Source organism: Chryseobacterium amylolyticum, from assembly GCF_051011775.1.
Taxonomy (GTDB): Bacteria; Bacteroidota; Bacteroidia; order Flavobacteriales; family Weeksellaceae; genus Chryseobacterium.
Map to the genome: position 1 here is coordinate 476351 of NZ_JBPCHX010000002.1, position 16798 is coordinate 493148.

The 16798-nt window shown below is 35.8% G+C and carries 10 protein-coding genes; 8 read left to right on the forward strand and 2 right to left on the reverse strand.

Annotation, left to right across the window (positions count from 1 at the left end; translation table 11 throughout):
- Positions 1-77: 77 nt before the first annotated feature.
- Positions 78-1517, forward strand: coding sequence for an alpha-amylase (locus ACR1PO_RS07285; RefSeq protein ID WP_433986329.1), 1440 nt, complete (start codon positions 78-80; stop codon positions 1515-1517).
- A gap of 151 nt (positions 1518-1668) precedes the next feature.
- On the opposite strand, the gene ACR1PO_RS07290 is transcribed toward ACR1PO_RS07285, so the two are convergent.
- Together ACR1PO_RS07290 and ACR1PO_RS07295 are read right to left on the reverse strand one after the other, a co-directional pair.
- Entirely contained in the window at positions 1669-2079 is a 411-nt protein-coding gene (locus tag ACR1PO_RS07290; protein ID WP_332385444.1) for a thiol-disulfide oxidoreductase DCC family protein, read from the reverse strand.
- A 4-nt stretch (positions 2080-2083) separates the two neighbouring features.
- Positions 2084-2551 carry a heme-binding domain-containing protein gene (locus ACR1PO_RS07295; protein ID WP_433986330.1) on the reverse strand — a complete coding sequence of 156 codons (468 nt, stop codon included), beginning with the start codon at positions 2549-2551 and terminating at the stop codon, positions 2084-2086.
- A 430-nt stretch (positions 2552-2981) separates the two neighbouring features.
- On the opposite strand from ACR1PO_RS07295, the gene katG reads away from it, so the two are divergent.
- The 7 genes from katG (at position 2982) to ACR1PO_RS07330 (ending at position 16627) form a co-directional block, all read left to right on the forward strand.
- Positions 2982-5261, forward strand: a complete 2280-nt coding sequence (katG, locus tag ACR1PO_RS07300; protein ID WP_433986331.1) for a catalase/peroxidase HPI — start codon at positions 2982-2984, stop codon at positions 5259-5261.
- A gap of 565 nt (positions 5262-5826) precedes the next feature.
- Positions 5827-7374, forward strand: coding sequence for a T9SS type A sorting domain-containing protein (locus ACR1PO_RS07305; protein WP_433986332.1), 1548 nt, complete (start codon positions 5827-5829; stop codon positions 7372-7374).
- A gap of 9 nt (positions 7375-7383) precedes the next feature.
- Positions 7384-10986 (forward strand): DUF5977 domain-containing protein, encoded by a 3603-nt coding sequence (locus ACR1PO_RS07310; RefSeq protein WP_433986333.1) that lies wholly within the window; start codon positions 7384-7386, stop codon positions 10984-10986.
- A gap of 6 nt (positions 10987-10992) precedes the next feature.
- A complete protein-coding gene (locus tag ACR1PO_RS07315; RefSeq protein ID WP_433986334.1) occupies positions 10993-14604 on the forward strand; it encodes a DUF6443 domain-containing protein in 3612 nt (1203 codons plus the stop codon).
- Between the two features lie 25 nt (positions 14605-14629).
- The gene (locus ACR1PO_RS07320) at positions 14630-15019 is read left to right on the forward strand and encodes a hypothetical protein (protein WP_426480382.1); all 390 of its coding nucleotides are present in this window, start codon (positions 14630-14632) and stop codon (positions 15017-15019) included.
- Positions 15020-15151: 132 nt separating this feature from the next.
- Positions 15152-16210: an RHS repeat-associated core domain-containing protein gene (locus ACR1PO_RS07325; protein WP_433986508.1), complete on the forward strand. Its 1059-nt coding sequence runs from the start codon at positions 15152-15154 to the stop codon at positions 16208-16210.
- A 24-nt stretch (positions 16211-16234) separates the two neighbouring features.
- Positions 16235-16627, forward strand: a complete 393-nt coding sequence (locus ACR1PO_RS07330; RefSeq protein WP_105703970.1) for a hypothetical protein — start codon at positions 16235-16237, stop codon at positions 16625-16627.
- Positions 16628-16798: the final 171 nt, after the last annotated feature.

Below are 16798 nucleotides of genomic sequence, written 5' to 3' on the forward strand. Positions count from 1 at the left end.
AAAATATTTCCCATTCATTTGAATTTGTTTTCAATAAAATTGTATCTTGTTTAATAGATTCATAATTAATTATTGCGATGAAAAAAACATATTTTTTCCTTTCCCTGCTGGCTTTAGCGTTTGCTCACTCATGCCGGAACAGTGATGAATTAACAATGGAACCTTCCAAAAAGGAAGAGGTCCACAATAAAACGGTAAATGTAACGAACCATGACGGGCGGCCTTTCAGTACAGGAAGCGGTTCAGGCTCTGTACAAAGTAAATTTATTGCCGGGCCCGGTGGCGGAGTGCTGATGCAGGGCTTTTACTGGGATGTTCCTGATGGCGGAAACTGGTGGAATACTGTTAAGGATAAACTGACAGCGTGGTCCAATGCAGGAATTGGGGCTGTATGGCTGCCTCCCGCATCAAAAGCACAAAACGGAGCTTACTCTATGGGGTATGATCCAACAGATTATTATGATTTTGGAAACTTTAATCAGAATGGAAGTGTAGAAACCCGTTTCGGGTCAAGAGCCGAACTGGAAGCATTAATTACCAAAGCACATGATGAAAATATGCAGGTGTATGCAGATATTGTGATCAATCATAACAGCGGCGGACAATCCGAAGCCAATCCTTTTACCGGAACCAATACCTGGACGGATTTTTCGGGAGTGGCCTCAGGAAAATTCCAGAGAAGCTATAATGATTTTTATAAAAATGCCTACGGAAATAATGATGAAGGAGCTTTTGGCGGTTTCCCGGATCTGTGCCATGCCAATCCTCATGTGCAGGACTGGCTTTGGGGAAGGGATGATTCTGTTGCCAAATATTATAAAAACGTGATGAAATTTGATGGCTGGAGGTTTGATTATGTCAAAGGTTTTGGCCCGTGGGTTGTCAATACATGGAACTCTAAAGTTGGAGGATTCTCTGTAGGCGAGCTATGGGATTCCAACGTGAATACACTGGATTGGTGGTCCAGTAATGCTAACAGTTCTGTATTTGATTTTGCCGCTTATTATAAAATGGATGAAGCTTTTGACAACGGAAACTTAAATGTTCTGAATGATGATATGATGTGGAAAAGAAACCCTTACAAAGCAGTCACTTTCGTAGCCAATCATGATACAGATATCATCTACAATAAAATGCCGGCATATGCTTACATTCTGACCCATGAAGGATATCCGACTATTTTTTACAGGGATTATGAAGAATGGCTGAACAAAGAAAGACTTAACAACCTGATCTGGATTCACAATAATAAAGCTACCGGAACAACTTCTATTCTGTATACCGATAATGATGAATATATAGCAAGAAGAAACGGATATAATGGTAATCCGGGACTTGTTGTTTATATCAATACTTCATCAAGCTGGCAGGAAAGATGGGTGGAAACCAACTGGAGCAGTCAGCAGATCAAAGATTTTACAGGGAATTCAAGCTGGTATCCGACCACTCAGGGAGATAAATGGGTGAAAATCCAGTGCCCGCCAAATTCTTATTCCGTCTGGTCACTTAATCTATAAGTAATGAGCAATGAATGTGGTGAAAATTAGTTTTATCACTAATCCCAGCTTGTTATTATCCACTAAGCTTGTCATTCCGTAGAAATCTATACAACCTATTTTAATGGGTTGCAAGAAGTTCTTACGGAATGATATTTTTCTGTAAGATAAATTACACCTGAATAAACTTCTTTCTCTGGTGCTGATCAGGCAGATAACACTTCTGATTGGCCAGCTTCATTCTGTTTTTTGAAACAAGATCGTAGGCCTTGTCACTCAGGAACTTAGGAATGATTTTACCTAAAAAAGCGAGGGAGTATATTCCTCCTAAGAGTTTGGCAATCTGGAATATCGCTCTTGATTTAATCAGATAATATTTTCCCGGTTTCCAGAGGTACATGGTATTGAATACATGAGTATCCAGCCCCCTTTCGGATAAAAACTGCTGTCCGAATTCAGACTGAAGAGAAGCAAACATAAACAGGTCTTTCCTGTCCCGCTCCAGAATCCACTGCACCCAGAAATTACAGACACCACAGTCTCCGTCAAAAAATACAATATGTTTATTTTCCCAGTTTTCCACAACTTTATTTATTAAACATGATTCCTCTCTCAGTATCCTCCTTTACCTTTTTGAAATATTGAATAAGATCTGTACGCTGTTCATCCGAAAGTTTGGCATTCTGATGCCCTATATAATAAGATTCAAGCGGCATTTCTTTCTTTTCAACCATTTCTATGCATTCATCCAGTTTATGAAGCTGTCTTTGAGGTTCATAGACTGCAAAGGTAGAAAAATTAAGCCTTTTTCTGCCTTCATCAATGTGATTTTTTACCCACCATGATGCAGGGGAAATATTGGCATACCATGGATATGCTGTTTCGTTGGAATGGCAGTCATAACATGAAGTCCTGATGGTACGGGCAATTTTTTCCGGAGTATTTTTTATTTTCAGAAAATCCATGCCGGGTGTGAGCGGCGGATTGGTCTTATCAATGGGGAAGAATTGAATGATGATAAAGGCAACGAGAATGACTACAATTATTTTTTTCATAGCAGGTGTTCATATTTGGTAAATATAAAGGTAGTTAATTTTTTTTATGCTTTGGCTGGAAGTTGTGAGCAGAGAAAACTTACGGGGTCAGTTTTTATTTAACTATTAATTTCCTATTCATTTATACAAATGTGCTGAGGATATTTTTTGTCTGTTATAACTTCCAGCTTCCTCCTTCCTTCTTCCCGCTTTTTCTCTTACATTGAGTTATTCTAAATAGAGCAGAGCCAACCCAGTGAATTTAAAAAATGATTAACTTAATACCACAATTATATCTTAGGTTTAATGCAGTTGGAAGAATTTTTTTATAGTTTTTAACTATCATTGAAATAAAAATTAATAGATTGTATTTATTATTTAAACGTTGTAGGTTTGTGATGTTCTTACAACAGAGAATGTAACTGAATTAATCAACATAAAATAAACGACAATGGAAAAAGATTTGAATGACATCAGCAAATGCCCGTTTCATAACGGAACCATGAAGAAGAATAATGTAGCCGGAGGCGGAACCAAAAATTCTGATTGGTGGCCTGATCAGCTTAGAGTAGATCTGCTTCGTCAGCATTCTTCCCTCTCTGATCCTATGGATAAGGATTTTGACTATACTAAAGCATTTGAAAGCCTTGATCTGGAGGCTGTAAAAAAAGACCTTCACGCATTGATGACAGATTCACAGGATTGGTGGCCGGCGGATTTCGGGCATTATGGTCCGCTTTTTATCCGTATGGCCTGGCACAGTGCGGGAACGTATCGTGTAGGTGACGGAAGAGGAGGAGCAGGAGCAGGGCAGCAACGCTTTGCACCGTTAAACAGCTGGCCGGATAACGTGAGCCTGGATAAAGCCAGAAGATTACTTTGGCCGATTAAGCAAAAATATGGCAGGAACATTTCCTGGGCCGACCTTTTAATTCTTACCGGAAACGTTGCTCTTGAATCGATGGGCTTTAAAACATTCGGATTTGCCGGAGGACGTGCAGACGTATGGGAACCGGATTCCGATGTGTATTGGGGATCAGAAAAAACATGGCTCGGCGGTGATTTACGTTATGCTCATGGCTCAGAAGGAGTGGTAGAAGGACAGTCAGCTGTTCTTCCTACAGATGATAATGCAGATGGGGATATTCATTCAAGAAATCTTGAAAATCCATTGGCTGCCGTACAGATGGGGCTTATTTATGTAAACCCGGAAGGCCCGGATGGAAACCCGGACCCGATTGCAGCGGCTAAAGATATCCGTGACACTTTCGGACGTATGGCGATGAATGATGAAGAAACTGTTGCTTTGATTGCCGGAGGACATACTTTTGGTAAAACACATGGAGCGGGGCCTGCAGATCATGTAGGTAAAGAACCGGAAGGTGCAGGAATAGAGCTTCAGGGGCTAGGATGGGCAAGTACTTATAAATCAGGAAGCGGAAGGGATGCCATTTCCAGCGGTCTGGAAGTAACCTGGACAGAAACTCCGACTCAATGGAGTAATTATTTCTTTAAAAATCTTTTTGAAAATGAATGGGAACTGACAAAAAGCCCTGCGGGCGCTCACCAATGGGTAGCCAAAGACGGTGCTGAAATCATCCCTGATGCATTTGATTCTTCTAAAAAGCATAGGCCGACAATGCTTACAACAGATCTTTCTTTAAGATTTGATCCTGTTTACGAAAAAATTTCAAGGCATTTTTATGAAAACCCTGAGGCGTTTGCTGATGCATTTGCAAGGGCATGGTTCAAGCTTACCCACAGAGATATGGGACCGCGTGCCCGTTATCTGGGACCGGATGTTCCACAGGAAGAGCTGATCTGGCAGGATCCTATCCCTAAAGTGGATCACGAACTGGTAGATGAAAATGATGCAGAAGCATTAAAATCAAAAATACTGAACTCCGGATTGAGTATTTCCGAACTGGTATCTACAGCGTGGGCTTCAGCTTCTACTTTCAGAGGAAGTGACAAGCGTGGTGGTGCCAACGGAGCCAGAATCAGACTTGAACCTCAGAGAAACTGGGAGGTCAACAATCCTTCACAATTGAATAAAGTATTAGGTGTTCTGGAAGGAATTCAAAAAGAGTTCAATGATTCCCAAAGCGGAGATAAGAAAATATCATTAGCCGATCTGATCGTTTTAGCAGGTAATGCCGCTGTTGAAGCGGCTGCAAGAAACGCAGGCCAGGATGTGAAAGTTCCTTTTGCCCCCGGAAGAATGGATGCTTTGCAGGAGCAGACGGATGTAGAATCTATGAACTATCTTGAACCTGCTGCTGACGGATTCCGTAATTATCTGAAAAGAAAATACGCAGTATCTACAGAATCCTTACTGATTGATAAGGCACAATTATTAACGCTTACGGCACCGGAACTGACCGTATTGATAGGAGGAATGCGTGCTTTGGATACAAATTTTGACGGCTCTAAACATGGTATCTTCACCAGCCGTCCGGGCGTTCTTACCAACGATTTCTTTGTAAATCTTTTAGACATGAGTACTCAGTGGAAAGCAATGTCGGATGATAAAGAACTGTATATAGGAAGTGACCGCTCAACCGGCCAGCCAAAATGGACAGCAACCCGCGCTGATCTTGTCTTTGGATCCAATTCTGAATTGAGAGCAATCGCTGAGGTATACGGAAGCTCCGATGCACAAAGCAAATTTGTCAAAGATTTTGTGACTGCATGGACGAAGGTGATGAATCTGGATAGGTTTGATCTATAGAAAATAATTTTTTAGATAATAGAATCGGCTGCCCAAAGGGCAGCCGATTTTGATTTATCAGTATAAACAAAGTTCTGTTGTCTTTACATAACTAAAATATTTGACTGAAAAATATTATAGGGCATGGGTTCAATTGAAAATAATTTAAATCTATTAAGGGTTAAAAATGAGATATTTAAGTGATATGAAAAAATCATAACTAAAAAATTGTAGTTAATCAGAAACTACTTTACTTTCGTAATTGTGATATAAAATATTCCAAAGATTGAAGTTGAAAAATAACTATGAGCATTTTTATAAGATGATATAAATTCAATAGTATTTCACAGCTTCTTTGGAATTTCTTAATATAAAATATAACACGACAGGTTTCGTCGCTTTGCAGAAGTATCTTTGTTTTGTTAAAGAAAGTTAATAAAAATTACTTAGGGGTGAAGATTAAAAACCCTTAATTTTGAACACATTAAAAAACATAACTATGAAACAATAATTCGACTATACAATTTGTGTATTTCTATATACACAATACATCAATCAACATTTACTTAACATTAATAACACAAGTATGAAAAAACTCTACATGTGTGCATTATCTCTATGCACTATTACGGGCATATCTGCTCAGGAGATACTCTGGCAGAAAGATATAAAGTCCTCTACGCAGGATTTTCTAAGCCAGGTTACCACAACCATTGATCAGCAATATCTTATCACCGGAAGTTCTATACAGTCAGGAAGCGGGAAACCGGAGGCTGGAAGCAAGCAGAACAACGGTTACGATTTTCATCTTATCAAACTGAACCAGCAGGGTGAAGAGGTCTGGGAAAAATATTTCTCAGGACAAAACCATGATTATCTGTCAGCAACGGTTACCACGCAGGATGGCGGATTTCTTCTGGCTGGTACCAGCTATTCAGGAAAAGGATTGGATAAAAAAGAGGATTCTAAAGGAGGATCAGACATTTGGTTAATTCGAATCAATGAATTTGGAGATGAGTTATGGCAAAAGACCATAGGAACTTCAGCAGATGAAGAAGCCAGATCAGTTATTCAAACAACTGACCAGGGGTTTATGGTAGCAGGCACTGTCCAAAACTCATCAAAAGGCTACGGTTCAAAAGATGTATTTATCGTTAAATTAGACAAAGACGGAAAAGAATTATCCCAACTCATTTTTGGTGGTAAGGCGATTGATGAAGTAGAAAAGATGATCCCAACCCGTGATGGCGGAGCATTACTTGGAATTTACTCCAGAAGTGGTATCAGTGGTACAAAGAAAACAGAAAACTACGGTGAAGGAGATTATTGGATTATAAAGCTCTCAAAAGACGGAAAAATTGACTGGGAGAGAAACTTTGGAGGAAAAGGAGATGATCATATCAGAACCCTGGCCTTAACTTCTAATGGTTACCTCATAGGTGGAGAATCCAGATCAGAAAGATCAGGCAATAAAACTGTAGGAATAGAAGAAGGAACAGATTTATGGCTTATTGCATTAGATCAAAATGGGAATGAGCAGTTCCAAAAATCTTACAACTTTGGAAACAGAGATATTCTAATGAGTATGAGTGTTCTTCATTCAGCAGATGACAAATCTACAAAAGGCGTATTATTAGGCGGCTACACTCAGGCTGAAGGCAGAATACAAACAGGTGATGAAACTTTCTGGATGTTATATTTAGATCAAAATGGAAATGAGCAGTGGAGAAAACACGTAAAAGGAGAATCCAGAAAGAAGGAAGAAAGACTTTCGGATTTAAGGCTGAACAGAGACGGCTCAATTGTTCTTGCAGGGACAAGTGCTGAAGAGTTAGGTAAAGAAAACTGGAAGATCGTAAAACTGGGAGATAAGCAGGTTGATCAGCTGATTGAAAAATACGACATCAAGATCTATCCGAATCCTGTTTCTGACTATGCTTACGTAGAAATAGGCTTTAACTTCAAAGATGCAGAAATTCTCTTATATGATATGAGCGGAAGACAGCTTCAGAGTATAAAAACGAAGAATAAAGTCACCAAGATAAATACTCAGTCCTTAGTTCAAGGTGCTTACTTAGTGGCTATAAAAACTGATAACAATAAAACAGCGAATGCGAAGCTGATAAAGAAATAAAACTGTATTATGAAAAATTATATTTACATCCTACTACTATTCATAAACACCCTTCTTTATTCTCAAGATAAGAGTATTAGTAGTTACGCTTTAATTAAAGGAGTTGAAACAAGTAATAAATTATATTCAGGATTAGTTAATGTTTCCGTTCCTCTTTATCAGATCAGCCTTGGAAATGAATTAACATTAGCAAGTAACCTTACATATGAGTCTAATGGGTTCAGGCCACATATAGAGCCCGATATTGTAGGTCTTAATTGGAATGTTAATTTATTTGGCAAAATTACAAGAGAAACAAGGAGACCTTTGACTCGAAAATATTCATTATTTTATAACAAAGTAAGTGGTAATGAACAAGATTGTTTTAAACCTGCATCCTCCAATTTTACAAAGAAGGTTTTGTTAGAAAACCCTATTAGTACTTCTAATGAGTACTTCACATGGATGACGGATAAATATTATTTTGATTTTTTTGGGTATAAAGGATATTTTGTTATTGATCATAATGGAAAAACTATTGTTTTTTGTGAAAATGCTAATCTGACTGTAGATATAAATAACCTTAATTGCCAGCCTCTTTTTGGAGAGATCACATTTTCTGAAATCACTTTAAAGGATGATAAGGGTAACATATTTATTTTTGGAGGCTCATCTAATGAATTAGAAATTAACTACCATCAGTTAAATGTTGATTATTCTGAATACGCTACTCCAGGTGTGTATAATACCTCTGCAAAAAGAAATATAAGAACAAATTATATAGTTGGATGGAATTTAAAAAAAATAATCCTGTATAACGGAAGAATAATAAATGCTACATACAAAAATAGTAACAAAAGCATTTTAAATAATTTTATTAATGAAGGGAAGAATGTTACCACTAATTTTACGATCTCATTTCCAGACAAACAAACTTTAAAAAGCAATAATTTATTTATCGGTAGACAAGAAAATAGTGCTATTACTACATCATCACGCTCCGTATATGACGGAACTATTGGTGAAATAGTTTCAGGCGAAAAGAATACGGAAACTATATATTCTAAACAATGTATATTAGAAACTATCAATATTAGTGATTTTGGAAAATTGAATTTTGAGTACGATGAAACAACAAATCCCTTAGAACTTACAAAGGTTTATTTAAAAAAAATAACAGTCTTTGATACGAATAATTTGCTCGTAAATAATATCTCTTTATCTTATGATAATCTAGGCGGAACTTACAAGAGAACTTTCTTAAAAAAGGTTTCCAATGAAAAAGATGAGGAATATTCTTTTGACTATTATAAAACAAATGTTTTTCCACAATATAATGCAGGAAACAAGAATACAATGGGCTTCTGGAATGGTAAAATAACCTATACTGATCCTGAAAATCCAGATAAAGAAATATTCAAAGCAGGTTTATTAAAAAGAATATTACTTCCTACACGAGGATACAAAGAATTTTTTTACGAATCTCACAAGTATTCCATGATTTATAAAGAGGAAAATGTAGTTGAAAATGTCACTGAAAACAAGTATTATGGAGCAAGATTATACAAAGAAGTTAATAATGACGGAATCCATTCATATACTAAAAATTATAAGTATGTAGATAACTCAAATAAGTCAACAGGAATTTTAGACCAGGGAGTTTATTACAAACCCACACCTGTTGTTTTTATGAACCCAAATGGTTTGATAACTTATACTGCGGCTATGACCTCATCTACAGAAAACCTTTCCCCAAATATGTATAGTTCTGATTTAATACATTATACAGAAGTTCAGGAAATTGATGAAAAAGGAGTAGTAAAATATTTTTTTACCAACAGAAAAACTAACCCAGACGAAGCTAAATCTTTATATTTTAAGAATCCTAATTTTAATGGGATAACTAATCTAGGAGAGCCAAAATTATTATCGAAGGAAAACGAAAGAGGAAAACTAACAAAAGTAGAATTGATAGATGTTAATGGTATTCTTAAAAGTAGTACAGAATATACATACAAAAATTTCTTAAATAATACTCAGCCTATCAATGAACCCACAAGTAATTGTTCAAGTTGCAAAATTACAGATAATAATTATTATGTATTTACAGAAGGTTTGCCCTCATCTGATGGAAGAAGAATGTACATTCCTGTTCTTCCATACTTGCCTGAGAATATTACAACAACAGAATACTTTGGAAATAAGAGTATTACGACAAATTTTAAAAAAACTTATAATGATAAATATCTGTACTGGCATCCTTTTCCTATTGAAACCAAAGAGATTTTGACAGATGGAAGTGAAATCACAAAAAACATTTATTATCCAGGAGATGCATTAAGGTTAAATGATGCCTGCCTTATAGGTAACTGCAATGATCTTGATTATGCTGGCGGCAAATATGCTACTTACAAAAATCTGCTTAATGACAATTTCATTGAGCCTGTAATTACAATAGAGAAAAATGCAGCAGGTAAAAACCAGTTATCGGAAAATATTTATACCAAAGATGCCAATACTTCAAATGTCTGGAAAGTTACAACAATAAGAAACTCTCTTTTAAATGCTGATTTTTCTTCTCTTTCAAATGTAAAGACAGAAGATCAAATGTACTATCAGTTATATGATGATAAGGGAAATTTACTACAAAATAAAACAAAACAAGAAATTCCTACAACAACAATATGGGGATATAATCAGACCTTACCTCTTGCTCAGATACAAGGTATTACATATGTAGAATTGATGCAAATATTTGGACTTTCCACAACCCCAACAGCATATTTGAATTTAGATATAGTAAAAAAATCTAACGTTGATAAAGATGCTAATTCAGAACAATTATTAATTAGCTCACTGGAAACTTTTAGAAAAAATCCAGCTTTGCAAAATTATTCAATAACGACTTATACATATAATCCTTTAGTGGGTATAACAAGTAAAACTTCTCCTAATGGGATAAGAGAGAATTATATATACGACACAAAAAATAGACTTGGTAAAATCACTAACATTTCAGGAGAAACTATTAAGGATTTTAATTATAACTATGCTTCCCCATATACGTATCCAACAATATTTTATAACTCGGAACAGACTAAAACATTTACAAGGAGAAATTGCGGGGCAGGTTTTGTAGGTGGGACTTATACTTATACAGTTCCTGCTGAAACTTATTCTTCTACTTCAAAAGGCGATGCGGAGCAGCAAGCATTGTATGATCTTGAAGCTAATGGTCAACTTTTAGCGAATACAAATGCTGTATGCATACCATCGGAGTGTCCATTTACTCCTACAGGAGGGTTGTCATTGACTACACCTTCTGTAATTTATAATGATGGAAACGTTGTTAAATTTAGTGCTTATATCAGCACAAATAATTTAGATCCAAACTTTTTTTATACAAATCGTACACTTGGACTAATATCAGGAAATTGCAAACGTACTCTCACAGCTATAGTATTTACATTTAACGAACCTCCAGGAGGAATGTTTGGTGATACTCCAGCTAACCGTACATGGGAAATCAGAGTTGATATTGGCGGAAATGTATCCGCAAAATTAATATCTGGGACCATAGTACCTGGCAGATATAATTACTTGAATTTTACCTTCCAATTTGACAAAAACTAAAACACAATGAGAAGAATAATAATACCGATAAGTGCTTTGTTTATAACAGGTACTCTGCAAGCACAGCTTACTACGCTTCCTAATACAGAAAACTACATACAGAGTAAAACCTATCTTGATTATAATGGCACCACCGCTACAAAATCTTTAGAAACTGTCCAATATTTTGATGGGCTGGGAAGACCAAAGCAAATAGTCAATGTAAAAGCATCACCATTAGGAAAAGATGTGGTTACTCCTATTGAATATGATCCGTTTGGAAGACAGGTAAAAGACTTTTTACCTATTCCGCAATCTTCAACACAAAATGGAGCTATTTTTCCAACGCCACTAGGTAATGCTTCAACTGTTTATGGTAATGAAAAGATTTATTCTGAAAAAGAGCTCGAAAAGTCTCCTTTAGACAGGATTCTGGAGCAGAAACAAGTAGGTAATGATTGGAACGGAAAATCCATAAAGTTTGGGTATGAAGTAAATTCTACAGAGGACAAGGTAAAAAAATTCATCGTTACTACCACGTGGGTAAATGATGCTACAGAATCAGGAATCAGTAGTAATGGGATGTATGAAGAGGTCAAGTTGTATAAAAATATAGTAACTGATGAAGACGAAAATAAGACCATAGAATTTAAAAATGGTAAGGGACAAACTATATTGGTAAGAAAGGTTATCAGCGCTACCGAAAATGCAGATACGTATTATGTTTATAATGAATATGATCAGTTAGCATTTGTTATCCCCCCACTTTTATCTGGGTTGGCAAGTTGGGGAACTCTACAACGTGATGCTTTAGCATATCAGTATCGTTATGATACAAGAGGCAGATTGGTGGGAAAGAAACTACCTGGTAAAGGTTGGGAATTTATGATCTATGACAAACAGGACAGACTCGTAGGAACTCAGGATGCAGTATTAAGAGCAAAAGGACAATGGCTGTATACGAAGTATGATCAGTTTGGAAGAGTTGCTATTACGGGAATCTGTACTGGAGGGGAAAGGTATGAGGAACAGAATATTGTTAATGGATATGCTTCCAACAATGTAAATAGAATAGATACACCCTTTTTTGAAAGACAGGGAATGAACGTGTATTATAACAACCCCGACACTACCTATCCCAATGCAAGTAAATGGGTTACCTTATTGTCTTTAAACTATTACGATTCTTACCCTGCATACAGTTTTAATCCTGCTTTTCCTTCAACTATTCAAGTAGAACCTGTACTTACTGAAACTCCAACAGCTGATGGAAGAAGTACCAAAGGCCTGTCTGTAATGAGTTTTGTAAAGAATATTGAAGATGATAACTGGACAAAGAACTATACCTATTATGACAGGAAGGGAAGAGTAATTGGAAGCCATTTTATCAACCATTTGGGAGGATATACCCACACAGAATCTAAATTGGATTTTGCAGGTCTTGCTTTGCAAACCATTACCTCGCATTTACGAAAAGCAGGTGAAACAGGAATCACTGTAAAAGAACGCTTTGTATATGATAATGGTAACAGACTGAAGGAACATTACCATCAGGTAGACAGCAATCCTGAAGAGCTATTGGCTAAAAATAGTTATAATGAACTCTCTCAATTGGTCAACAAGGAGGTAGGAAACAATCTTCAGAGTATTGACTATGCCTACAACATCAGAGGGTGGATGACTGATATTAATAAAGGGCAGATGAGTCTTACAAATTTAGGAGGTAAGCTTTTTTCTTATAAAATTAAATATACTCAAAAAGAAGGTATCAGCAATCCTGACTCTTCACAATTTACAGGTAAAGATGTACTGCCAAGATATAACGGTAATATTGCAGAAGTAGATTGGAGAACCGTTGAAACATTAGGCGTAAACCCTTCGTTAACCCCAAAAAGATATGGCTACACTTATGATAAACTCAATAGACTGACAGCTGGGTACTATCAAAATCCTAATAATCCTTACAGTAAAGAGAATACAGAATCTTTGCAGTATGATCTGAATGGGAATATCACCGATCTTTTCAGAACTTCAGTATTTAATACAGGAACCAATACTGCTACTGTCATTGACAATCTTATGTATTCATACACAGGTAATCAGGCTGTCAAAATTAAAGATAACAGCGGTAATAGTACAGGATATGAAGGTACCGCTGGATTACCTATCGGATATGATGTCAATGGAAATATGATTTCAATGCCCGATAAGCAAATCTCATTGATCAGATACAACCATTTGAATCTTCCTCAGGAAATGAGTATAGATTTCGGTACCGCTGGCACTGTTATCAATAATATGTATAGAGCAGATGGTACAAAGCTGGAAAAAACCTCTGTAAATAATGTTGCAGGCTATAATAACGTTACTACCACTACAGAAAAGACAGAGTATCTGGATGGCTTCCAATATTACAAAAAAGAGATCGTTACTTCAGGTGGAGATCCGGGAGGAGGTGGAATTGAAATGATGACAGCTAGAGCAATGGAGCCTCAGGCTTACTCACTGGAAAATAGAATAGTTAACCCTCTTCCAGTCAAAACTCCCGATTTACAGTTTTTCCCAACTTCTGAAGGATTTTATGATTATCAGAAAAATCAATACATTTACCAATATAAAGATCACTTAGGAAATGTCCGAGTGAGTTTTGGAAGAAACAGCACAGGTGCTCTTGAAATTACAGATGCTAATGATTATTACCCATTTGGTATGAACCATTTAAAGACGGGTAATGCTTATTTTGGGCAGGGAACTTATAAGAATTATAAGTACAACGGAAAAGAGCTTCAGGAAAGTGGAATGTATGATTTTGGAGCAAGGATGTATATGAGTGACCTTGGTAGATGGGGAGTTATTGATCCATTGGCAGAAAAAATGACAAGACATAGCCCTTATAACTATGCTTTTAACAATCCTTTGAGATTTATTGATCCTGATGGAAGAGAACCATTTAATGAGTATGATAAGAATGGCAAGATGATTAGTAATTTAGGTGGAAATAAAATAGATTTTTACCATCAAAGAAATGGAGACACTAAAGTAGTTAGTCGACAAACTGGAGCTTCAAATATTATTACAGGTGGAGAATCTATTATTAGAGGTTATACTCATAGAGGAAAAGATATAGGATGGGGAACGATAACAATTGAATATTTTGGAGGAAGTGGACCTGCTCGCAGTCTATTTAGTGATTTTAATGATTCTAATGATGGACCTTTTGCTTCTCTAGACAAAGCATCATCTCCGTATTCTTCTTTAGCAAGACAAGCATCATTAAACTCACAAGATACAAAAGGGTTTGTAGAGATGACATATCTTCAGGCTAACCCCATCACAGCAAATTTTGATGGGTATGAGCAGATGTGGGGAAGATCTACTGTATCTTGGTACAAATTAGGAGACGAAACACTTTTTTTAATGTTAGATTCAAAATCTCAGGAGTCATTATTTTATAGATTACCAGTAAATAATTTTGAAAGAACCGAAGGAAAAGTAAATAGCTTTGGAAATACATATCAGACTTATATGTGGACTGAAAGCAATTCCGAAGTTCAAAAAAAAGTAATTAACCCAACCTTAAAGAACGTTTTTAAACAAGCTGTAACACCACCATCTATATTAAAAAGACCTAGATTTTAAATCGAACAACTTAAATTTAATAAATATGAAAAAAAGTATAAGTTTAATTTTATTACCACTCCTATTTTCATGTCAAAATATTAGTAGTGAAGATATGTATGGAAAATATTCGCCAGTATCATATAAAAATACATATGATACCCTGACAATTCACAGAGATGGAGTGTACAATAGGGTTATTTATAATAGGGAAGGGAAAAAGTTATTGGATTACGATTCAAAATATAAAATAGATAATCAATCTATAACACTTTCAAAATTTTATCTAAATTTAGACAAAGATTTAATTGCTTTTCCAGAGGATGTAGAAGACACTAATACAACTTATATAACTTCTTTCAAAAAAAAAGATAAAAACATTTTTCTCTGCTTTGGTCATTATGGAGAAAATTGTTATCAGAAAATTATAGAATAAAAAAACACTGAGCAAAGTCCCCACTAGTGCGAGCATCTCGTTCGTTTTCAGATAATAAATTAAAACCATTGCTTTTGCAGTGGTTTTAATACTATTCTTTTATCCAAGGATAGCACAGGTGCTCCTGAAATTATCGATACCAACAATTATTATCCTTTTGGGCTGAACCATATCTCAGGATCGTTCAGTACTTCAGGTTTCGGAAGCTTTTACAGCTACAAATACAACGGCAAAGAGCTTCAGGAAACCGGGATGTATGATTACGGCGCCAGGATGCTGATGCCTGATCTGGGAAGATGGAGTGCCATGGATGCCATGTCTGAGAAATACAACGCATGGAGTCCTTATAACTATGCCATCAACAATCCTGTGATGGTGGTTGATCCGGATGGGAATGATATCTCTTATTCAGGGGAAGCAGCACAACAGGCTTTCCGAGCGTATGTTGCAACAATGTCTACAAGTTCTGAAGCTTCGGGAGGAAATATATTTACGGGATTGGATAATGAGTATGATAAGGATGGCAAGATGATTAGTAACTTAGGTGGAAATAAAATAGATTTTTACCATCAAAGAAATGGAGACACTAAAGTAGTTAGTCGACAAACTGGAGCTTCAAATATTATTTATAGGGGAGAATCTATTATTAGAGGTTATACTCATAGAGGAAAAGATGTAGGATGGGACACTATAGCACTTGAATATTTTGGAGGAAGTGGACCTGCTCGCAGTCTATTTAGTGATTTTAATGATTCTAATGATGGACCTTTTGCTTCTTTAGATAAGTCATCGTCTCCATATTCTTCTTTAACAAGAAAGGATGCAATGAATTCAAAAGAACTAAAAGGAGTTATTAAAATGGATTATCTTCAAGCTAACCCCATCACAGCAAATTTTGATGGGTATGAGCAGATGTGGGGAAGATCAAATGTGTCTTGGTATAAATTAGGAGATGAAACACTTTTTTTAATGACTGATTCTAAGTCACAAGAGTCATTGTTTTATAGATTACCAGTAAATAATTTTGAAAGAACCGAAGGAAAGCTAAAAAGCTTTGGAAATACATATCAGACTTATATATGGACTGAAAGCAACTCCGAAATTCAAAAAAAAGTAATTAACCCAACCTCAAAGAACGTTTTTAAACAAGCTATAACACCACCATCTATACTAACAAGACCTAGATTTTAAATCGAACAACTTAAATTAATAAATATGAAGAAAAGTATAAGTTTAATTTTATTACCTTTTTTATTTTCGTGCCAAAATATTAGTAATGAAGATATATATGGAAAATATTCACCCATATCATACAAAAATACATATGACACTTTAACGATTAACAAGGATGGGGTTTATAACAGAGTAATTTACAATATAAAAGGGAAGAAAGTGTTGAATTACAATTCGAAATACAAATTAGAAGGTAACACAATAAAGTTTAATGATTTTTATTTAAATTTTGATAAAGATTTAATTGCCTTTCCAGAAGATGTGAATGATACTGATATGACTTATACTACTTTTTTTGAGAAAAAAGATAAGAATATTGTACTTTGCTTTGGCTACCATGATGGGGAGAATTGTTATAAAAAGATTATAGAATAAAAAAAACACTAAGCAAAGTCCCCACTAGTGCGAATGTCTCGTTCGTTCTCAGATAATAAACAAAGAGGTTGTCCAAACTTTTCGGACAGCCTCAATTTTTGTTGATTTTATTCGTACCCCCTATACAAGAGGAGTATATGAATATTTGATTCTCAGATGGTATATCTGACT

Excerpts from the sequence above, each read along its gene's own strand:
- ACR1PO_RS07285 (WP_433986329.1), top strand. The coding sequence starts at position 78 with ATGAAAAAAACATATTTTTTCCTTTCCCTGCTGGCTTTAGCGTTTGCT.
- ACR1PO_RS07295 (WP_433986330.1), bottom strand. The coding sequence starts at position 2,551 with ATGAAAAAAATAATTGTAGTCATTCTCGTTGCCTTTATCATCATTCAA.
- katG (WP_433986331.1), top strand. The coding sequence starts at position 2,982 with ATGGAAAAAGATTTGAATGACATCAGCAAATGCCCGTTTCATAACGGA.
- ACR1PO_RS07305 (WP_433986332.1), top strand. The coding sequence starts at position 5,827 with ATGAAAAAACTCTACATGTGTGCATTATCTCTATGCACTATTACGGGC.
- ACR1PO_RS07310 (WP_433986333.1), top strand. The coding sequence starts at position 7,384 with ATGAAAAATTATATTTACATCCTACTACTATTCATAAACACCCTTCTT.
- ACR1PO_RS07315 (WP_433986334.1), top strand. The coding sequence starts at position 10,993 with ATGAGAAGAATAATAATACCGATAAGTGCTTTGTTTATAACAGGTACT.
- ACR1PO_RS07320 (WP_426480382.1), top strand. The coding sequence starts at position 14,630 with ATGAAAAAAAGTATAAGTTTAATTTTATTACCACTCCTATTTTCATGT.
- ACR1PO_RS07330 (WP_105703970.1), top strand. The coding sequence starts at position 16,235 with ATGAAGAAAAGTATAAGTTTAATTTTATTACCTTTTTTATTTTCGTGC.